Genomic DNA, 19,155 nt, shown 5'->3' with positions numbered 1-19,155 from the left:
CTAATCTCCTTATCAAGTCAGCTTCTTGAGACGAGGAAGGACTGGTTCCAAGCGCTTCCGTCGCTCGTCTTGGCTTCCCAATTCCAAGTCCCCGACGTCGTGTTGCCGGACACGAGCCAGGTCCAGGATACGAGACCGTCGGAATCCGCCGTCGCTTGTCCCAGATGCTTGGCCGCGCTCTCCCCGCTCTTGTAGAAAACAGATAGATCAACCGTCTCTCCCGGCACCGTCTTGAGCGTCAGAGTGACCCTCCTTCCGGGCCTTGCCGGACTCGGCTCCATCGAGACGAAGCTTAACGGGATCGAATTCCCTTCTTCGCCGCTCTCCAGCAGAGCCGTAGAAGGGCTTCCTCCGATCCAGGCCCGTTCCCGGGCGGAAGAGCGAAGAACCAAGCTGCGGCCCACAAAAGGCACTTTCATCGGCAGACGATACTCCGCCTCAACAGTCAGGTAACTATCGCTGTCCGTACTGCCGGGCAGCTCTACCGAGACGATAGAGAATCGGTTCATATCCAGAGCCCTTCGATCGGCGACCTCCCCGGCTAGAGTCTCGAACAACGGAATAGCCGCGTTCTCTTCGAGCGACCAGGACCGGCTTGCGGCTTCGCTAGCCCACTCGGACAGAGGGGAGGGGAGGAAGTCGGCATGATCCCGAAGGAAGTCTTGGATGTCAGCCAGCTTCTGATTGATCCGCTCGACGGCTTGCCCCGCATCCGTCTTCGAGAACGACTCCTCGGCCATGGACACGGGATACCACATCGAAGCCGCTTGGCGCACCGTCTGGGATAACGTCCCGTGAAGCGCCATCGTCGTTACGGAGGCCTGTATGAGGAAGACGAGGAAAAGGACGAACAGAAGGAATACAGGCATCACCAGAGCAGCCTCCAGCGTGACGGAGCCTTCTTCCCTCCTTCGTTTGCCATGGAACGGCCTTCGTCCGGCTCTCTTCACCTCTCGGAATCTTTTATTGATAAGCATCGTCCGCTTGATAGGTCGCCTCGTATCGATTCCCGTTCACCGTCCCGCCCCATTGGCCGGATAACCCGAGCACCTTGACCAGCCCGGGGAAGAACCAGAGCGAGACAGAAGCCGTGCCTTGCCCGCTCATGTACGTGTATAATCGCTCGAAGCTCAGACCGCTCTCCTGTTCCATCACCGCCGTCATTCGCGACCAATTCTTCGATGAGCCCCCGTGCAGAAGCAGAAAGAGCCTCATATAGTCGGCATAGGTCGTGGAAAATGCAACGTACTTGGAGAACTCGACCGTACCCTTCGAGAGTAAATTCTGCATGTCCTGGACTGTCGCGCGTACGGCATAAAGGGTCGCGGCCGCGAGCACGACCAACGGATGGCCATACTTGCTGCTCTCTATCAGACCTTCTACCATCCGAATGGAGAATCGCGCCGCGAAGATCTCGGAATAAGCAGCCGCAAGATTGCTCTTCGGATTCGCGAAGCCGTATAGGATGTATTCCACTTGCTGAGAAGCCGGAGAGGCGGGCAGCTCGCCGCTTCCTTCCAGGAACTCCTTGACCTCGGACGGCTCGCTGTGCACGAAACGATCGATGATATACTCCGATCCGTAAAGCCGATCCCGAGTCCCTAGCGCGGCGTCGGACAGAGCGGACATCCAGCCGCTGGATTTCTCGAGAGCTTCCTGCCGGCCTGTTCCCAAAGAGGTTGACGAACCCGCCGATTCATCGGTATCTACGGGTTCCCCGTTATCCGCGGAATCTTCGGTAACTTGAGCCTCATCCATCGCCTTGTTCCACTCCAGATTCGCCCGGTATAATGTCTCCAGCTCCCGGAACGCTTCCGCCTCCGACTCTTCCGCTCCCCCCGACAGCTTGCTCATGCCGCCGACAGCCTTCTTCCACTCCTTGTCTGCTTCTTGTTCAAGCTGCTTGCGCTCCTTATCGGCGGAACGATGCTCCTCGACTCGCTCCTTCCAAGCGACCATAACGGTACCGGATTCGCTATATCGGGCTCGATAGCTTTCGGCATGAGATTGGAGCTGGCCCCCTTCGGAAGCAAGCCGGGCCGTTAAGCCGGAGGATCCCGGAATCGTTCCAACGGTTCCGGCGAGCAGCAAGGTGGAATCCCTAACGTTCTGTCCAGCCAGTCTCTGCTGCTCGATCTCTTGCTTCGAAGAGTCAAACCAGTCATCGCCTAATACAAGTTCGTTCAAGGGTCGGTTAAGATCCGCGAAGGTCTGGCCTGCTTCTTCCCGGAGAGAAGTCTCGTCCGAAGAGAAGGAAGCTCCATCGTTATCGTCGGCCGTGTCACCGCTGTCGCTCTCTTCTTCCGCGATGCTCTGCATCTCCCGATCCGCAAGCCTAGCCGTCTCAAGCGATCGAGCCGCTTTCTCCAATCGGGAATCCGCCTTGCCCGCGGCCGCCTCGATCTCCAACAACGCCTTTCGCACCTTCTCCGCCCCCTCCAGATAAGCGCTGATCTGTTGAGCGTACAGAGGAGGAGAAGAGGCCGGCGGCGGTTCTTCGAATTTGGCTCCGGAGCGTTCCGCCGCTTTCTTCCTCTCTTCCCAGGCTTGATAGGCCGCTCTCTGCGCCTCCGCCCGCTGCTCGTCTTGGATTCTCTTGTTCACGTAATCCCCGTACATCAGAACGACGTCCGGAACGGTCGCCGCTCCTCCCGCGCTCCTCGATCCGCCTAGCTCAGCGGGCGGCGAAGGAAGAATAGGATCCATCGCATGGACGATTCCGTTCCCGGCCTCGCCGAGCTCGCTAATCGCTTCGTCAAGCGAAGCTTCCCTGCGCACGTAAGCCTGCTTCATGCGCTCCAGCCGGTCCACCGTCGTCTCGGCGTCCTTCATGACGGAGGCGACGCCCTTCCATCGGGTGACCAGTTCGATCGTCAGATCGATCGGGGCTTTGTACTTCATCTCCTCCAACACCTGGCGCTGCAGCACTTCCTTCGTCGCAAGAGGACGGCTCTCGATCGCGGCGGACGCCGTCAACTGCATGTCCAGCATGGAGAAAGCTTGACCTCCCGGTTGAGGCTGATTCCCTTCCAGCGCCCGCAGGAACAATTCGTCCGCCGAGTCGCCGCCTCTGGCGAACAAGCCATACCTGGAATAGAGATAGGGATCGTAGGCAGCCAGGACGGAGCGCGTGCCGGACATGACCGCCAGCTCCGCCTGCTTGCGGAAAGCCGCGACCCTGGCGTAGTCGATGAGCAGTCCCGTCAGCAGAACGAACCCCGCCGTCGCCGTTATGAAGAAGATCGATACCGAGCCTAGTTCCCGCCGGTTGTTCAAACCCGCCGCACCTCCTTTTCCTTGCAAGCCGTCTAGGATGGCTGCCTGGCCTTCAGAACGGCCAGCGCCTTCGAACGGTAGGGTTCCTCTCCCTCTGACGAGCCTCGAATCTTGAGCGTATAATAGCGAACCAGATCGACCGTACGGATGAATTCCGCCGGCTCCACGACGACCGCCGCCGCCTCGGTTCGGATCTCCGCCGCGGGCCACAGGATCCTGAGCGCCTCCGGCACCGAGTCGTTCGACGCTTCGCCGGCAAGCCTGCGCACGAGAACCGAATTCGAATAGCTCCATTCTCCGGCCGCCGAAGCCTTCAAGCTGTTCGCAGCCGCGGCCAGCTTGCGTTCGGCCAGCCCTCCGCCGTCCGCCTTCCCGCCGCCGTTCCCCGGAACGGAGACTAGAGCCTTCGTCTCCAGCCCGAATAATCCGGCCAGCATCCGATCTTCCGTCAGCCGCCAATAGAGACCCTCGTATCGGCCGCTCGGATAGGCGCCCGTGCGCAGCTCCTTGGCCGAATTCGACCAGGAGAAGGCCGCTCTCTCCGCTGCGGCCGAAGCCTCGTAGTAGACGATTGCCTTCTGCGCGACATACAAGGCGAAGAGAATCACCAGGAACGTGACCATCAGAATGACGGGGAACACCATGGTTGCTTCGAGCGTGAAGGAGCCTCCGGCATCCCGCCAGCCTCTCCGCAGCCGCTTCTTCATCCCGTCCGGAATCCGTCCCGCGTTCAGTTGAACACCTCATCCGAACTGCTCTCGACTTTGCCGAACAGGCTCTGCAGGAAATCGATAATCCAGTCCTTGAACAGAATCGCTATCGCGATGATAACGGCCGCGATCAGAACGATCTCCAGCGTCCCTAGCCCGCTCTTGTCCTTCCATAACATCGTCAGCCCTCTTGCGCTCCAGCGTTGGAGCCGCTTGCTTCTCTCCAGCATGTACCTTCCTCCTCGTATCGTTAAGTAGACATCATCAGCAGCGTCGGGGCGCCGACCAGCACCAGAATCAGCAGAAAAATAACAGCCAGAGGGAAAGCCATCTTCGAGGATGCCTGCTCCCCCAGCGTACGTGCCATGGCTTTCCTTCGCTCCCACAGCGTTCGCGCCAGCTCCTGCAGGGAAGCCACGAAGGTCTCGCCGCCGCGCCGGGAATTCAGGATAACCGTCGTCGCGAACAGCTTCGCTTCCGGCACCGCGCAGCGGCGGCCGAATTCCTCCAGCGCTCCGGCGTAAGTCTCCCCCCGCTTCATCGATTCCAGAGCGAACTCCAGCTCCAAGTAAAGCGGGTGGTCCCGCTCGATTCCGTTCCTGCGACGCAGGCACTTCTCCAGCGCCCTCATCACGTTCTCTCCCGCATTCACGAGGAGCAGCAGACGGCTCAGAAGCTCCGGGAGCTCCAGCACGATCCTCCTTCTCCTGTTCTCGGCCCGCTTGCTTAACTCTCTCGCCCGCAGCGGAGGCAGCAGCAGGGCAACAACCCCTCCCAAGAGCGCCAACGATGAACCGCTGTTCGCAACCGCTCCCAGCAACCCGGTCAGAAGCAAGGTCAGATAGGACAGGCTAATCGCGTGAGCCGCCCAGCCCAGCAGCCGTTCCTTGGAGCAGATCCCTCCGTGTAGCTGAGCCAGCTGCGCCTGCGGCTTCTGAAGCCAAGGGAACACGGTTCGATAGACGCCGGGAAGCTCGAGCAAAGCCAGGAACGGCTCCGCCAGAGGATGCAGGCTGATCTTCCCCTTTCCTCCTCTATCCCGTCTCCTCAACGATCTCCAGCTTCCTGTCTTCCATAGCGCCCATGCATAGAACAGCAAGAGCAGCGCCAGCAACGCCAACCAGCAGACAACGGCGCTCATAGGCGAATCTCCATGATCCGATACATCCACCAGCAGCATCCCGCCAGCAGCAGCAGGCAAAGCGTCAGAACCAGCCAGCCCGCGCCCTGATGCAGCCCTTCCATGTAATCTCCCGCGAAGAATCCGAGGAGTCCGACGAAGGCGAACGGCATTCCCATCATCAAGCGCGATTCCAGCCGCTTCTGCGCCATCAGCACGCCGAGCTCCTGCTCGACCTCCATCTTCTCCCCGATCATCCCCGAGCTTCTTCGAACGACCTCGATCAGGTCTCCGCCCGATCTCTTGCAGATAGCGAATACTTCCGCGAAGCTCCTCACCTCCTCCAATCCGCTTCGTACCGCGAAGTCCATCCATTGGGCTTCGACGGGCTCGCCGCTTCGCGCCCGAATCTTGACCGCCCGGATCTCCCGGATCAAGTCGGCGTTCGGGTCTCCGAAGAGCAGGATCAGATCTCCTTCCAAGGCGTCAAAGGCATTCTCGACGGAGCGGCCGGCGGCCAGCAAGGATCCGAGGGCCTGAAGCATGCTCTTGAAGTGAAGGCGAAGCCTCTCCTGGCGCTTCCGCTTTAACCGGTTCCGGAGCCATCTTGGACCGAGCAAGCCGAACGGCGCCGCCAGCAGCGCCGCCACCGGCTGACGGTACATCATCCACATGACGAAGCAGGACATGACGGCTGCCGCCGCGATAGATCCGATCCGCTGCTTACGGCTGAGCTCGTACTCGGCATAATTCGTCATGGCTCCGTCTCCCTCCCGAAGCCCGCGAATCTCAGCTTCTCGGTATTCGCCAGATCCTCGCGCTTGACCAATTCCCCCAACACCATTCCGTCTTTCTCCCCCGTCTCCTTGAACCGATACAAGGTGCGCAGCTCCACCTCGCCGTTACGGCAGCCCGTCACCTCGCAGATCTCGGATACCTTGCGGCTCCGGTCCCTGAACCGGCTGAGATGAACGACGATATCGACGGCGGAAGCGATCTGCTGCCGGACGACTTCGATCGGAAGATCGGCTCCGCCAAGCACCATCGTCTCCAAGCGCGAGATCATGTCCCGAGGGCCGTTGGAATGGCCGGTGGACAGGCTTCCCTCATGCCCGGTGTTCATCGCCTGCAGCATGTCCAACGCCTCCTCGCCCCGCACCTCGCCGACGATAATGCGATCCGGTCTCATCCGCAGAGATGCTCGGATAAGCTCGCGCATGGCGATGCGGCCTTTGCCCTCCGAGTTCGCGTTGCGGGTCTCCAGCGAGACCAGGTTCGGTATGCTTCGCAATTGAAGCTCCGCCGCATCCTCGATCGTGATGATCCGTTCATCCCGCGGAATCCATTGGGACAAGGCGTTGAGAAAGGTCGTCTTCCCGGAGCCGGTTCCCCCGCTGATGAACAGGTTGTATCTGGCTTTGACGAGCCGCTGCAGGAACTCCGCCGCTTCGCGGGTCAGAGATCCGCGTTCGATCAAACCTTCCATCAGCAGCGGCTGAACGGGGAACCGTCGGATCGTTACCGTCGGTCCTTTCAACGCGACCGGGGGCAGCACGACATGGAGCCTCGATCCGTCCGGCAGCCTCGCGTCTACGATCGGGGAAGCCTCGTTCACCATCCGATTCACCTGGCCGACCATCGATTGAATGAGGTCCTCCAGCCTCTCCCGGCTCTCGAAGCGGATCGTCGATTCGAACAGCTCCCCCCTTCGCTCGTAGAAAATCTCCCGATGCCCGTTGATCATGATCTCGGTTACGTGAGGATCGTCGAGCAGCGGCTGCAGCGCGTCCAGCCCGCGGAAGGAGTGGAACAGCCGGCTCACCGCCGCCTGCCTCTCGGCCGCGGTCATCGAGCGAACCTCCCTGCTTCCGAACAGCTCGCTCTCGATGACCCTGCGAAGCTCTTCGTCCGTCAGGTCCGTCTCCCACGAGAGCCTCGACTTGACCGCCTCCCGCAGATCAGCTAATTCGGCTGGAGACAGCGCCGGCGTGCCCACTCGCTACACCTCTCCTTCTGCTCGCCCTTGATGGACGATCCTCCTTCACCTGGCATCCCCATTCATCCAGAATTCGTTCCACCGCGGCGCTGAAGGCGGGCGCCTTCAGAAGCTTGTCCGTCTCCTCCAATCCCTTCCACTGGGGCATGTAGGGGAGCTTCTCCAGCACCCGAGCCTGAGGCAGTCGCTCTCGCAGTTCCTCGTTGCCCGATGCTTTGTTGATCAGCCACGACACCTTCTCCAGCACGCCGTCCGTTCTTCCCTGCCAATGCCTCAGCAGCTTCTCCGTCTTGCGAACGCACATCGCCTCGGGAGTAACGAGCCAAGCCACCCGATCGCTCATCGCCAGAAGCTCCTGATGCCACTCCCCGCTTCCGCTGTCCGGATCGATCACCACCGCCTCGTAGCGTCCGCTGCGGGTTGCGATATCCAGCAGCTCCTTCAGTCGCGAGCCGCTCATGCCCAAGCGCTCCGCGGGATGCTCCGGAGCGTCCAGGTAATCGCCGAGCAGGATCGAATGCTGCCTTCGCCGCTTCTTCCATTCCTCCTCCGCTTTGTCCGGACGCGCCTGCATCTCGTACAGCAAGCCGGACAGGCTGTCCGGATCGCCTATACCGAACAGAAGGTCCGTCGCGTTCAGCGGCTCCAGGTTCAAGTAAAGCGCCCGGTAGCCTCTCTCCCCCAATTGACGAACGAGATTAAGCGCAACCGTCGTCTTGCCCGCCCCGCCGGATGCCGAGAACACCGTCCAGACCCTCGCCCTTCCGCTGCCGCCGCCGTCTCCGCCGTTTCCTTTGGCGCCGAGAAGCTCTTCGTTTAACGATGCCAATAGGGCGGAAAGAGGCTGATACATGGGAAGAGACGCCGTCTTCGCTTCCTCCCCTCCCGGGGCCTCTCCCGATTCCCGAAGAACGATCAGCTTCCCGATAAAGCCTCCCCGCTTCGCGGCATCCTGCGCGGCACCCAACATCGATTCGTGAACGAGCGCCGCATCGGCCATGGTTCCGGAAGCCAGGCAGTGCGCCAAGGCAAGCTCCTGCGTGAACGCCTTTACCTCCCACTGAGGCAGCTTCTCGTTCATGTACCGGGCAAGCTTCGCCGTATACTGCGATTCCGGCGCCGCCAATAACAATCGTTTCACTTGGCCCCTCTCCCTCCTTGAGCCTGCTGCCTCCGGATAACTTGAACGTCATCCCCGGAACGCAAAAAAGCACCGCAATCTCCGAGACGCTCTCGCGCCGGAAATTGCGGTGCTTCCGCAAGCCGATTTGAATGTATGGATAAGATACCATTTTGAGGAAATTCCGTCAACCCGTTTTTTTCGCCTGATTATTCGCCTTAGCGGCTGGGAGCGAACCCTTCGACTTTCTTAAGGATGGCATCCACTTGAGCAAGCAAGCCGTCATCCAGCTTAATCTCCGCCGCCTTGACGTTCTCCTCGATCTGGCTGGGCTTCGTCGCCCCGATAATGGCCGAGCTGACCCCGGGCTGACGCAGCACCCACGCCAGAGCGAGCTGGGACAGCTTCCAGCCTTGCTCTGCCGCCAAAGCCTCCAGTTCCGATACGACCGTGAGCACATCGTCCCGAATGTAGCTGCGGATGACCCCGTTTACGCTATCGTTAGCTGCCCGGCTGCCTTCCGGAAGCCCTTGTCCCGGCTTGTACTTGCCCGTAAGCACCCCTTGCGCCAGAGGCGAGAAGACCACTTGCCCGATCCCCTCCGCTTCCGACAGCGGCAGGACTTCCTTCTCGATATACCTCTCGAACAGATTGTAGATCGGCTGGCTCGCGATGAGCGGACGAAGGTTCAACCGGCGCCCGATGCCCGCCGCTTCGGCGATCTGGGCCGGCGTCCATTCGCTGATGCCCGCGTAGAGGATTTTGCCTTGGGCCGTCAGGTCGTCGAGCGCTCGCAGCGTTTCGTCCACCGGAGCCGTCGGATCGAACCGATGGCAGAAGTAGACGTCGATATAATCGGTGCCGAGACGCTTCAAGCTTGCCTCGCATTGCTCCATGATGTGCTTGCGGGACAGTCCCCGATCGTTCGGCCCCTCCCCCATCGGGAAGAAAACCTTCGTCGACAGAACGTAGCTGGAACGGGCGTACGAACGAAGCGCGGCGCCCAGCGCCTTCTCCCCTTCGCCCCGGTTGTAGGCATTCGCCGTATCGAAAAAATTGATTCCGTTCTCGAAGGCCGCCCGAACGCAGGCGTCCGCCGCTTCCTGCTCCGCCGCCGTGCCGTAGGTCAGCCAGCTTCCCAGCGAGATCTCGCTTACTTTGAGGCCGCTTCGGCCAAGCCGTCTATACTCCATGCGATATCCTCCTCGTCTCTTCGTCGATACAAGCGTAATTATACGGTTTTGCAATCGCTTTCGGAAGATCGTCGCGGCAAATTTTACGGATCTTTGATTAGGAATGGGAAAAGAAGGGAAAACCTAATGGCTGGCGCAAGACCAACCGATGAGGAGAGATCCCGATGAGAAAATATGCGCATCTGCCGGCGATCCTGCTGGCTATTGCTGTCCTGACGGGAGAGGCCGCAACCGCTTCTGCCGCGTCAGCCCCAACCCCGAGTCCGACCGTCAGCCCGAGTCCCGCTCCAAGCCCTGCCGCAAGCCCAAGTCCGTCTCCAAGCCCGTCCGCGAATCCGAATCCGAGTCCTTCCGCCGCGCCCGCGCCTTCGGCGGCTCCGCAAGCGACGGCCTCCGCGCCGAAGCTGAACCGGGTCCAATTCGTCGACTCCGAGCACGGCTGGACCCTCGGAACAAGCGGGAACGACTCCCGAACCCGGGTTTGGCGAACCACGAATGCGGGCAAAAGGTGGACTTCGGATCTTCTCCATGACGACGTGCGCGATGCCGCGTTCGAGATGGCCGATGCCAAAAGAGGCTGGGCGGCGGGCCCGGGGAAGTGCAAGGAGGAATCCGGGCAGACCGTCTGCTCCAAGCTGTCCATTCTGAATACCCGCAACGGCGGCAAGAGCTGGTCCGTCCAATGGACCAAAGACGACGCGAAGGCCAGCTCCGACAATCAGGTAGCCGCCGTGGATGACAGCCACGCCTTCGTTCGCCTGGGAACGAACATCTGGCGGACCACGAACGGCGGCCGGGAATGGACGGATATCTCGCTCCCAAGCTCCGAGGCTTCCCCTTACCGGATCTCGTTCCCGGACGACCTCATCGGCTATGCGGCCGGCCGACTCGGCACGGCGTGCCCCGGCAAAGGCCTTGTCCCCTCCGACACGAATGCCGACTGCCGAACGGCGGTCTGGAAGACGAAGGATGGCGGGCACCGCTGGACGCTGCTCTCCAGCGCGCCTCGGCTGAACGGCGAATGGTATCCCGCCGACATCCAGTTCACCAATCCGCGCAACGGCTTCCTGCTGCTCGTCAATCCCAACACCCACGGATCGATGCTCTACGCGACCGTCAACGGCGGCGAGTCCTGGAAGCTTCGGAACAGCAAAATTCCGGGCATCCGGCCTTACCCGGTGAAGCTGGACTTCGTCAACCACAAGTTCGGCTATATCCCGCTCAGCGTAGGCGCGGGGCCGGTCGAAGGCGGACTGCTCCGCACGATGGACGGAGGCAGCTCGTTCGCGAAACTCGACGACCCTCGCCTCGTGAGCGTCGAGGATACGAGCTTCCTCACCCCGCGGAACGGATGGGTCGTGGCGCTCAACCCGCAGAACCCGAATGCCAGCCTGCTTCTCGGAACGACGGACGGCGGCCGAAAGTGGGACGACCTGACCCCCAAATGAACGCGAAGAAGCCCATCTCCCGGCGATCCGGAGATGGGCTTCTTGCGCTTGCCTTGCTTTCTTGCGCTTTATTTGGCGTCCTTCGCTTGCTTGAACACTTCGCCGATCGCGCCGACGCTGCCAAGCGCCTCCACGGCGCTCGAAGGAAGGAAGATCTTGTTCGCCGGCCCTTTCGAGATCTCGGTGAGCGCTTCGAACGATTTGTACGCCAGCACGTTCTCGTCCAGCCCCGCCGCAACGAGCAGCTCGACCCGCGTTTTCTCCGCTTCCGCCACGGCTTGAATCGCCTTCGCGCGGCCGAGAGCCTCCAGCTCCTGGGCCTGCCGGAGACCTTCCGCCTCGCGGATGCGGGCTTCCTTGTCGCCTTCGGCCTTCAGGATCTTGCTCTGCTTGTCGCCTTCCGCGCGCAGGATCATGTCCTGCTTCGCCGCTTCGGCTTCCAGCACGATGGCGCGCTTGCTCCGCTCGGCCTTCATCTGCTTATCCATCGCTTCCTGGATGTCGGCGGGTGGCTTGATGTCGATGACCTCGACTCGCTCGATCCGCACGCCCCACTTCTCCGTCGCTTCGTCCAGCGCCAGCCGGATGTCGATCGAGATTTTCTCCCGTCCGGACAGCGTCTCGTCGAGCTCCATCTTGCCCAGGATCTGCCGCATCGTGGCGGTCGTGATGTTGCTTACGCCCGATACGTAATCCGAGATGCCGTATGTAGCCTGCTCAGGCGCGACCACCTGATAGAAAATAATCGTATCGATCTGGACCTGAACGTTATCCTTCGTAATGACGGACTGCGGGGGCACATGCGCTTGCTGAATCCGCAGATCGTGGGTGACGCGAACGTAATCGATGAACGGTACCAGGATGTTGACTCCCGGGGTGAGCAGCCGGTTGAACTTGCCGAGCCGCTCGACGACGCCGACCCGCTGTTGAGGCACGATCTTGATCGAGAAGCCGATGAACACGACCGCCAGCAATAGAATCAGAACGATAATGACAATAGCCACCTAGCGATTCCCTCCCCATTTTTGCACCTCTACCTGCGCCGTTCCCCTGCGAATAATGATAACGGTATCATTGCGGTCCAGCGTCTCGTCGGAGACCGCGCTCCACATCTCGCTTCCCACTTTGACGATACCGGGCTTGCCCTCTTCGATGGCCTCGACGACGATCCCTTGCTTGCCGACCAGATGGTCGATCGCATCCTCGTAGCCCTTGCCGGATCGGCGAAACTTGCGCGTCAGCGGCCTCGTGAATCCGGTCAGCGCCGCCGCGACGATCACGGCCGCCAGCGCTTGAACAAAGAAAGAGTCCGGAGCCAGCCATGCGGCCAATGCGCCGGCGAAAGCCCCCAAGGCCAGCCACAGCAGGAAAAACGTCAGCGACAAAATCTCCGCGATGAGAAGCACGAATCCGACGATTAACCAAATAATTGGCGCGCTCATTGGTGTTCACCGCCTTTTCTGCCATTATATCACATCTATCGAATATCTTGTCTACGATTCATCCTAGGCATATATACGTACTTGCGCCCTAGATCATTCCACAAAAGAAAAAGCCCCGCTATCCGGGGCTAATAGAAGACTAGTACTTAAGAATGGCTGGCAATCAGGATTCCAGCAGCTCCTCTATCCGCACCTTGCGGCCCGTGCGGGCGCTCTCGATCGAGCCGAGCACCATCGCGATGCTGTAGAGGTTGTCCCGGCAATCCGTCTCGGCGCGGCGGCCTTCCTTCAAGGCGGCGAACATCTCGTCCAAGCAGCCGGCATGTCCCTTGCGGCCCGTCCAATCGAAGGCGGCTTCGACCCGTTCGTATTCGCGAATAAACCGGCCTTCCTGATCGCCGTCCGCGACGACCTCGGCATACGGAGCTTGGTCGCCATCCCACATGGCGGTTCCGCGTTCGCCGTTGATACGCCAGGAAGCCTCCCACGAGGTCGGCGCTCCTTCCGCGCACCAGGATCCCCGGTAGCTGAACACGGAACCGTCCGACATCTCGAATAAACAGACGGCCGCGGCGTTGCCCCGGTACCAGGACCCCGGAGGGTTGAACTCCTGGCAGTAGACGGATACCGGATCCGCACCCGCCAGGAATCTCGCTTGATCGAACGTATGGATCGCCATATCCAGAATAAGGGGGCTCTCCATCGCATCGCGGAAGCCGCCGAAGTGCGCCCCGATAAAGAAGTCCGCGCCGATAAAGCCGACGCGTCCGATGGTTCCTTGGTCGATAAGGCCGCGCAAAGCCCGAATGTTCGCGTCATACCGGCGATTCTGCATGACGGCCATCGCTCGCCCGGTTCGATCCGAGATTCGGATCAGGTCGAGCGCTTCCTTCATTGCGGCCGCCATCGGCTTCTCTCCGAAGACGTCGCAGCCCGCTTCCATCGCCGTCGAGGCGATGGCATAGTGGGTCGCCGGAACGGTCACGTCGAACACCAGGTTCGCCCCCGTCTCCCCGATAGCCGTGCGCAGATCGGCGTACGCGCCGCAATCCAGGTTATATTGGGAGGCCATCTTGGCTGCGGCTTCCGGGTTGACGTCAACCAAGCCGACGATCTCCGTATCCTGCCGCTCAAGCGCGTATTCCGTCCATACTCTTGCCATGCCGCCGCATCCGACGACGATTACCCGATGGTTACTCATCCCGCTTCTCCCTTCGTTTCCAGCATCTTAGAGGTACATGCCGATTATAGTCCGATTGCCGGGCGATTTCGCTTCCTTATCCTGTGATTTCTTGGTGCGATCTTGCTCACATGCCGACAAGCCTGAGGCGTTCCCGGGCAGCTCCGCCAGGGCAACGCCAGCAAGCCGAACCCGGCGGCTCTGCGCGCGGGAACGGCTTGCTTCGTCTTAGATGTCGGTCGGGAGCTTGTGGCGATTCTTGCCCTTGTCGGACTCGCCGGCGTTGCGGTTGGCTTCTTCCCGATCCAGCTGCATCTGCTCGACCGTCTTGACCGCTTGGCGAGCGGCGCCCTTATAGCCTTCTCGAGTCGGCACCAGATTGCCGGAGGCAAGGCGGTCCTTGGCTTCGGCGATGGCGGCGGCGTATTGCGGCAGCCATTTCTCCTGGGCGACGAGCATCTCGTCCACCATCTGCCAGATCTCCTTCGGGTTGCAGACGGCTCCGACGAGCGGATCCATCATGAAAGCTTGGCGCAGCAGCTTGTCGTCGCCGCTGACCGCGGCTTCGACCGCGAGGCGCTGCACGGAGATGCTGGCGCTGCACACCGCGGCCGGCCCGAGCGGCAGGTCGCCGACCTGCGGCATCGAGATGCCGTTGCGGTCGACGTAGCCCGGGGCTTCGATCACCGCGTCCTCCGGCAGATTGCGGATGACGCCGTTGTTGATGACGTTGAAGTGCCCGCGGTATACGCGACCCGTCTCGAGCCCTTCGATGATAAAGGAGCCGTGCTCATGGCTGCGCTCGGACGACTTGTACTCCAGCGCCGGGTCCTTCATCCAGTTCGGGAAGTCGGTCTCGAACCAATTGCGGCCTTCAGTGCAGACGCGCAGGTAACCGCCCGTCTCCCCGTTGATCCAGCTCCCGAGATCGATCCAATCCTTGATCTCGTCCGGACGCTTGCGGTACCAAGGAACGTACTCGCTGAGGTGTCCGTTCGACTCCGTGCTGTAATAGCCGAAACGGCGCAGCATGTCAATGCGGACCTTCTCGGTGCGGCTGAAGTCCTCGTGCTTCTCGAACGCTTCGAGCAGCTTGCCGGTCAGGTCCTCGCCGTTATGCTTGACCTGGATATACCAGGTCTGATGGTTGATGCCGGCGCAGATGATGTCGACGTCTTCCATCTCCAGGCCGAACGCCTGGGCGATCTGCCAGTGGCCGCCTTGGACGCCGTGGCACAAGCCGATCGTCCGCACGCCGCCGTACTTGTTGCACGCCCAAGTGAGCATGGCCATCGGATTGGCGTAGTTAAGCAGCAGCGCGTCCTTCGCCGCTACCTCGCGGATATCCTTGCAGATATTCAGCATCTCGTGGATGCCGCGCTGTCCGTACATGATGCCGCCCGCGCAGAGCGTATCGCCGACGCACTGGTCGACGCCGTACTTCAGAGGAATGTCCACGTCGGACGCGAACGCTTCGAGCCCGCCGACGCGGATCGTGCAGATGACGTACTTCGCGTCCTTCAACGCTTCCCGGCGATCGGTGGAAGCCTGGATCCGAATGGACAACCCGTTCTCCTCGATGTCCCGCTGGCACAGCTCCGTGACCATCTCCAGGTTATGGGCATTGATGTCTGTAAAAGCAACTTCAATGTTATGGAACTCCGGAACGCTGAGCAGGTCCCGCAGCAGTCCCCGCGTGAAGCCGATGCTTCCCGCGCCGATAAAAGCGATCTTGAATGCCATGATAGAATACGCCTCCTACGTGTCTCGTCTTCCCTGTATCGCTACTCCTCTATTGTAGCGGCGACGGCGGACAAGCGTTATCAATATCGTGACTTCCTGGCCGGATTGCTGTCAGAAATCCGAACTTTTATCGATATCCCAGCGATGGGTGTCCCGCAAGCCGCGAAACTCCACCGGAGTGAGTCCCGTATATTTCTTGAATAGCGCGTGGAAGTATTGCCGGCTTCCCACCCCGACATATTCGGAGATGTCGGACACCGGGATGTCCGTCTGATGAAGCAGCATCTTGGCTTTCTTGATTCGCAGCTCCGTCAGATACTCGCTCAACGTCCTTCCGGACCGGGCTTTGAAGATTCGCTGGAGATACCCCGGATGCAGATTGACCGATGCAGCGACGTCCTTCACCTGAATGTCCCGGTCGTAATTCTGATGCAAGTACTCGATCGCCTGCCGGACATACGGCTCCATCGGAAGCGCTTCTCTTCCGGCCGCCTCCGAGCGCAGGCGCCCGATGCGAATGAGCAGCTGGGAGAGCAGAAGCTGGGCCATCGTCTCGCCCTCCCCTCCGTTCCTGTCGAGCTCCAGCACGAGGCTCCTCATGTTGTAGTAGACATCCTCCGGATCCCTGAGCACCACGTAGGGCTTCGGCTCGGATAGCAAGCCGCGCAGCGCTTTATCCTCTTCGGACAGCTTCTTCAAGGATGGAAGCTGCTCGATACGGTCCGCCTGGTTGAATTCGATGTTGAGCATCCGGCACTTGTCTTCGACAAGGAGCCGATGGTCCGTGTTCGCGTTCAGAACGATGAATTCGCCTTTCTTCAGCGCGATCGAATCCGGCTTGTCCGAACGGCTCGCCTTAAGCTCGACCCGGCAGTTGCCGGACATGACGTACATGATCTCCGTCGAATCATGGCAATGGAACGCCATCTCGAACCGGCTCCACTGCTTGAAGTAATACGCGTGGACTCGAGGGCGATAGTCTCCTTCGAGCCACTCCGCGGGAAACAGGCTTCTGCTTTTCTTGCCGCTCGCCATGCCGTTCTCCTTTATTCGGGTTTCTTATCATTCTAACCGATCGCAGTCCATGACAAGAAGCCCCGGTGGAACGGCTTCTCGGAATCACGTATACTAGAGATTGTGTTGAAGACGACGACAGAGGGTGACCGAATTGGAAGATTTAAAACAGGCTTACGAATCGCTTGGTCTTCCTGAGACCGCTACCAAGGAAGAATTAGAGAATCGCTATTATTTGCTTATGCGCAGAGCACGCTCCCAGAAGATGCGGGAGAATCCGGACTCCGCGGCCGAGACGGCCGTGGATATCGACAAGATCAGCGAAGCCTATCGATTCATTCGCGACTACGAGGAGAATCAAGCCAAGGCGGAATTCACCGCGCAGGAATACGGCAAGTTCAAAGGAATGGCGGAGAAGGCCCAGAAGTGGGATCACTTCTTCCACTATTATAAATTCCACCTTCTTATCGGGATTGTCGTTCTCGTCGCGATCGGGTTCGGGATCAAGGCTTACGTGGACCACCGGGAGGAGCAGGAGCGGCTGGCGAAGCTGCCGCCGATCGACCTGTCCGTCATGTTCTACGGGGAATATTACTACGGGGAAGGCTTCGGCAGCGACACCGATCCTCTGGGGGAAGCGATCCTGAGCCAATTCCCCGACTGGAAGCGGGTCAAGGCCGACTTGAACTACGTTCCGAGCGAGATCAGGAGCTCGCAGGATACGGCGCTGCTCGAGAAGAGCGTCATCATCCTGATCGACAACAAGTCGGATCTGTTCCTGGTGGACAAGGCCAACTTCGAAAAGCTGGCCGCGCAGGATTTCTTCCTGCCGCTGGATACGTATGCGGGTGCGGGAGCCGGCGAATTGCCGAAGGCCGGAGATCCTCGAGCCTTAAGCATGAAGACCGAAGACGGGGACGCGGAGCACGTATACGGAATCGACCTATCGAATACCCCGCTCGGCCGGCAGCTCGGCGTGAACGGAAGCAAGGAGTTCATCGCGGGGATCAAAGTTACGGCTGCCAGGCCGGAACAGGCGACGAAGTTCATTCTGCATTACCTGAACGAAGCCAAATAAGCTCGGCACGGAATACGAAAGGCTCCCTGAGAAGAAGGATTCTTCTTCCTGGGGAGCCTTCGCCGTTATTGGACGGAGGAAGCCGCTTCCTTATCCGAGGTACGTCCAAGCAGGCTGAGGAACTCGCGCATGAAGCCGGGCAGATCGGGCCAGGCGTGTCCGGACACCAGATTGCCGTCGACGTGGAGCGTCTCGCTTGCGTATTCCGCGCCGAGCGATTCCACTTCCAGCTTGCAGGCGTTATAAGCCGTCATCGTTCTGCCTCGGAAGTACGTGCGGTCCTTCAGCGACAGGAATACCTGAGCTCCGTGGCAGATCGCCCCGATCGGCTTGTCGGCGTCAAGGAAGTGCTGAAGGATTCGCGGTAGCTCCGCGTCGTTGCGAATGAATTCGGGTGCCCGGCCTCCCGGGATGAGCACCGCGTCGAACTGCGAAGGATCGACGTCAGCGAAGGAGATATCGGCCGCGAGCAGATGAGCCGGCTTCTCCGTGAAAGTATCCCACCCGTCGATAAAATCATGGCAGACCGTGTTCAGCACCTTGCGCCTCGGGGCCGCGACGACAGCCTCGTAGCCTTCTTCCTTCACCCGATACAAAGGATAATAAACCTCGAGAACTTCCGCTCCGTCTCCGGTCAGAATCAGCACGCGCTTGGACATTCAATCCCCTCCAAAGGACAGTATGGCAATTGCCACTATCAGTATGAGGTCGTTCTGAAAGCGCAGTCAATGAGCCTGGGGAACGGGTAGATCCTGTCGAAATCGCGGTTCCGGCCGGGCAAGCGCGGAACCTTGAGGGATCTGGACGTTTGCCTCGGTCATCCATCTGTCCCCCGACATAACATGACATGGTGATACACAATCCTATACTCTCACGGTGGTGATACGCATGGGTTACGGTGTTGGCAGCTGCGGAGGAGGCTATCTTGGAACGGCAACTTTCGCGCTCGTTCTGTTTATTCTTCTGGTCATCATCCTTAGAGCAGGCTATTAATTCCCGCAGATAAGCCAGGTTTTCCCCTCGGCCCCTCGCGCCATCCCGGCGCGGCGGGCTTTTCGTATTATTAGGTCAGCCAGAGATTTCTGGTTGGCCTATTTTTGTGGTCGTTCTATGATGGCGGTAGCCGGGAGAACGTCGGGCTTTTAGGGACATCGATCCCGTACTAAAAACTGTTCTCCCACTACCTCCAATGACCATGTTTGAGCTGGTTGGGGCAATTGACCTCGTATCACAAGCGAAGCTATGGGTTTGGAACCATCGTGGGATTGCCGGCTAGATTTACATCAGGAGGAGCTGACATGGAACCGGTTATCGGATTGGATGTTGCGAAAGGATTTAGCGTATTACAAGCGTTCACGAAGCGTGGTGAGGCGTACGGGAAACCGGAAACCATTCGACATGCCGGTGGACTTGAAAGGCTAGACCATATCATTCGTCAGTTAGAAGAGCAAACAGATATCAAGCCCGTTGTTATTTTGGAAGCAACCGGACATTACCATCGGGTGGTTGTAGCCTATTTGCAGCAGATGAATATTGAGTATTTTATCCTAAATCCCTTGTTGTCCAAACGCTCAAAAAGCGCACAGTTACGCAAAGTTAAAACGGATGCGGCAGACGCCTGGCATTTGGCTGAGATGTACTATCGTGGCGATGTAAAGCCTCACCGAAGTTGGGAAGATCGAATAACAGAGATGCAACACTTGACGAGGCAGCATGAGTTTATGACGGCTCAATTCGTGCAGTCGAAATTGAACGCGAGAGCGTTATTGGATCAAGTTTGCCCGGCATATGAAGTCGTGTTTCGTTACCTGTTTTCCAAGTCTACGTTGCGTGTG

The 19,155-nt window shown here is 59.7% G+C and carries 19 protein-coding genes; 4 read left to right on the top strand and 15 right to left on the bottom strand.

From position 1 onward, the window contains the following. Nucleotides 1-17: 17 nt before the first annotated feature. The 9 genes from ELR57_RS18700 to ELR57_RS18660 form a co-directional block, all read right to left on the bottom strand. Nucleotides 18-950: an Ig-like domain-containing protein gene (locus ELR57_RS18700; RefSeq protein ID WP_158630069.1), complete on the bottom strand. Its 933-nt coding sequence runs from the start codon at nucleotides 948-950 to the stop codon at nucleotides 18-20. Nucleotides 951-963: 13 nt separating this feature from the next. Continuing rightward, nucleotides 964-3,276 carry a hypothetical protein gene (locus ELR57_RS18695; protein WP_126960612.1) on the bottom strand — a complete coding sequence of 771 codons (2,313 nt, stop codon included), beginning with the start codon at nucleotides 3,274-3,276 and terminating at the stop codon, nucleotides 964-966. A gap of 32 nt (nucleotides 3,277-3,308) precedes the next feature. Next, nucleotides 3,309-3,983 carry a TadE/TadG family type IV pilus assembly protein gene (locus ELR57_RS18690; RefSeq protein WP_126960611.1) on the bottom strand — a complete coding sequence of 225 codons (675 nt, stop codon included), beginning with the start codon at nucleotides 3,981-3,983 and terminating at the stop codon, nucleotides 3,309-3,311. Nucleotides 3,984-4,006: 23 nt separating this feature from the next. Then, a complete protein-coding gene (locus ELR57_RS18685) occupies nucleotides 4,007-4,216 on the bottom strand; it encodes a Flp1 family type IVb pilin (RefSeq protein ID WP_192896596.1) in 210 nt (69 codons plus the stop codon). Nucleotides 4,217-4,236: 20 nt separating this feature from the next. Further along, entirely contained in the window at nucleotides 4,237-5,127 is an 891-nt protein-coding gene (locus ELR57_RS18680; protein WP_158630068.1) for a type II secretion system F family protein, read from the bottom strand. After that, nucleotides 5,124-5,864, bottom strand: coding sequence for a type II secretion system F family protein (locus ELR57_RS18675; protein WP_126960609.1), 741 nt, complete (start codon nucleotides 5,862-5,864; stop codon nucleotides 5,124-5,126). The genes ELR57_RS18680 and ELR57_RS18675 overlap by 4 nt, the downstream gene beginning before the upstream one ends. After that, nucleotides 5,861-7,102: a TadA family conjugal transfer-associated ATPase gene (locus ELR57_RS18670; protein ID WP_238162599.1), complete on the bottom strand. Its 1,242-nt coding sequence runs from the start codon at nucleotides 7,100-7,102 to the stop codon at nucleotides 5,861-5,863. Before ELR57_RS18670 ends, ELR57_RS18675 begins: the two co-directional genes overlap by 4 nt. Further along, nucleotides 7,065-8,243: a CpaE/TadZ family protein gene (locus tag ELR57_RS18665; protein ID WP_126960608.1), complete on the bottom strand. Its 1,179-nt coding sequence runs from the start codon at nucleotides 8,241-8,243 to the stop codon at nucleotides 7,065-7,067. The genes ELR57_RS18670 and ELR57_RS18665 overlap by 38 nt, the downstream gene beginning before the upstream one ends. Before the next feature lie 197 nt (nucleotides 8,244-8,440). After that, the gene (locus tag ELR57_RS18660; RefSeq protein ID WP_126960607.1) at nucleotides 8,441-9,415 is read right to left on the bottom strand and encodes an aldo/keto reductase family protein; all 975 of its coding nucleotides are present in this window, start codon (nucleotides 9,413-9,415) and stop codon (nucleotides 8,441-8,443) included. Nucleotides 9,416-9,579: 164 nt separating this feature from the next. Between ELR57_RS18660 and ELR57_RS18655 the strand changes: the two genes are divergently transcribed. Next, entirely contained in the window at nucleotides 9,580-10,863 is a 1,284-nt protein-coding gene (locus ELR57_RS18655; protein WP_126960606.1) for a WD40/YVTN/BNR-like repeat-containing protein, read from the top strand. A gap of 68 nt (nucleotides 10,864-10,931) precedes the next feature. Here ELR57_RS18655 and ELR57_RS18650 read toward each other — a convergent pair whose 3' ends face one another. The 5 genes from ELR57_RS18650 to ELR57_RS18630 form a co-directional block, all read right to left on the bottom strand. Then, on the bottom strand, nucleotides 10,932-11,867 hold the full coding sequence (locus tag ELR57_RS18650) for an SPFH domain-containing protein (protein WP_126960605.1): 936 nt from the start codon (nucleotides 11,865-11,867) through the stop codon (nucleotides 10,932-10,934). Next, nucleotides 11,868-12,305: an NfeD family protein gene (locus ELR57_RS18645; protein WP_126960604.1), complete on the bottom strand. Its 438-nt coding sequence runs from the start codon at nucleotides 12,303-12,305 to the stop codon at nucleotides 11,868-11,870. It lies immediately after the preceding gene. A gap of 163 nt (nucleotides 12,306-12,468) precedes the next feature. Beyond that, nucleotides 12,469-13,506 (bottom strand): Gfo/Idh/MocA family protein, encoded by a 1,038-nt coding sequence (locus tag ELR57_RS18640; RefSeq protein ID WP_126960603.1) that lies wholly within the window; start codon nucleotides 13,504-13,506, stop codon nucleotides 12,469-12,471. 207 nt (nucleotides 13,507-13,713) lie between these two features. Further along, entirely contained in the window at nucleotides 13,714-15,228 is a 1,515-nt protein-coding gene (gene melA, locus ELR57_RS18635; protein ID WP_126960602.1) for an alpha-glucosidase/alpha-galactosidase, read from the bottom strand. Between the two features lie 111 nt (nucleotides 15,229-15,339). Further along, the gene (locus tag ELR57_RS18630) at nucleotides 15,340-16,263 is read right to left on the bottom strand and encodes an AraC family transcriptional regulator (protein ID WP_126960601.1); all 924 of its coding nucleotides are present in this window, start codon (nucleotides 16,261-16,263) and stop codon (nucleotides 15,340-15,342) included. A gap of 133 nt (nucleotides 16,264-16,396) precedes the next feature. Here ELR57_RS18630 and ELR57_RS18625 point away from each other — a divergent pair, with 133 nt between their 5' ends. After that, complete coding sequence (locus ELR57_RS18625) at nucleotides 16,397-17,320, top strand: J domain-containing protein (protein WP_126960600.1); 924 nt, start codon at nucleotides 16,397-16,399, stop codon at nucleotides 17,318-17,320. A 65-nt stretch (nucleotides 17,321-17,385) separates the two neighbouring features. Here ELR57_RS18625 and ELR57_RS18620 read toward each other — a convergent pair whose 3' ends face one another. Further along, the gene (locus ELR57_RS18620; protein ID WP_126960599.1) at nucleotides 17,386-17,979 is read right to left on the bottom strand and encodes a DJ-1/PfpI family protein; all 594 of its coding nucleotides are present in this window, start codon (nucleotides 17,977-17,979) and stop codon (nucleotides 17,386-17,388) included. A gap of 229 nt (nucleotides 17,980-18,208) precedes the next feature. Between ELR57_RS18620 and ELR57_RS18615 the strand changes: the two genes are divergently transcribed. Continuing rightward, nucleotides 18,209-18,313, top strand: coding sequence for a sporulation protein YjcZ (locus ELR57_RS18615; protein WP_126960598.1), 105 nt, complete (start codon nucleotides 18,209-18,211; stop codon nucleotides 18,311-18,313). A 305-nt stretch (nucleotides 18,314-18,618) separates the two neighbouring features. Then, the coding region (locus tag ELR57_RS18610; protein ID WP_148125555.1) for an IS110 family transposase at nucleotides 18,619-19,155 on the top strand (537 nt) is incomplete at its 3' end.

This window comes from Cohnella sp. AR92, assembly GCF_003990975.1.
In the GTDB taxonomy this organism is placed as follows: Bacteria; Bacillota; Bacilli; order Paenibacillales; family Paenibacillaceae; genus Cohnella.
The sequence above is the reverse complement of the archived record's forward strand: the minus strand, read 5'-3'. Positions and strand labels throughout refer to the sequence as shown.

What these genes read in the sequence shown, in the direction of transcription:
- ELR57_RS18690 (WP_126960611.1), bottom strand. Translation starts at nt 3,983, where the DNA reads ATGAAGAAGCGGCTGCGGAGAGGCTGGCGGGATGCCGGAGGCTCCTTC.
- ELR57_RS18685 (WP_192896596.1), bottom strand. Translation starts at nt 4,216, where the DNA reads ATGCTGGAGAGAAGCAAGCGGCTCCAACGCTGGAGCGCAAGAGGGCTG.
- ELR57_RS18680 (WP_158630068.1), bottom strand. Translation starts at nt 5,127, where the DNA reads ATGAGCGCCGTTGTCTGCTGGTTGGCGTTGCTGGCGCTGCTCTTGCTG.
- ELR57_RS18675 (WP_126960609.1), bottom strand. Translation starts at nt 5,864, where the DNA reads ATGACGAATTATGCCGAGTACGAGCTCAGCCGTAAGCAGCGGATCGGA.
- ELR57_RS18660 (WP_126960607.1), bottom strand. Translation starts at nt 9,415, where the DNA reads ATGGAGTATAGACGGCTTGGCCGAAGCGGCCTCAAAGTAAGCGAGATC.
- ELR57_RS18655 (WP_126960606.1), top strand. Translation starts at nt 9,580, where the DNA reads ATGAGAAAATATGCGCATCTGCCGGCGATCCTGCTGGCTATTGCTGTC.
- ELR57_RS18645 (WP_126960604.1), bottom strand. Translation starts at nt 12,305, where the DNA reads ATGAGCGCGCCAATTATTTGGTTAATCGTCGGATTCGTGCTTCTCATC.
- ELR57_RS18640 (WP_126960603.1), bottom strand. Translation starts at nt 13,506, where the DNA reads ATGAGTAACCATCGGGTAATCGTCGTCGGATGCGGCGGCATGGCAAGA.
- melA (WP_126960602.1), bottom strand. Translation starts at nt 15,228, where the DNA reads ATGGCATTCAAGATCGCTTTTATCGGCGCGGGAAGCATCGGCTTCACG.
- ELR57_RS18630 (WP_126960601.1), bottom strand. Translation starts at nt 16,263, where the DNA reads ATGGCGAGCGGCAAGAAAAGCAGAAGCCTGTTTCCCGCGGAGTGGCTC.
- ELR57_RS18620 (WP_126960599.1), bottom strand. Translation starts at nt 17,979, where the DNA reads ATGTCCAAGCGCGTGCTGATTCTGACCGGAGACGGAGCGGAAGTTCTC.
- ELR57_RS18615 (WP_126960598.1), top strand. Translation starts at nt 18,209, where the DNA reads ATGGGTTACGGTGTTGGCAGCTGCGGAGGAGGCTATCTTGGAACGGCA.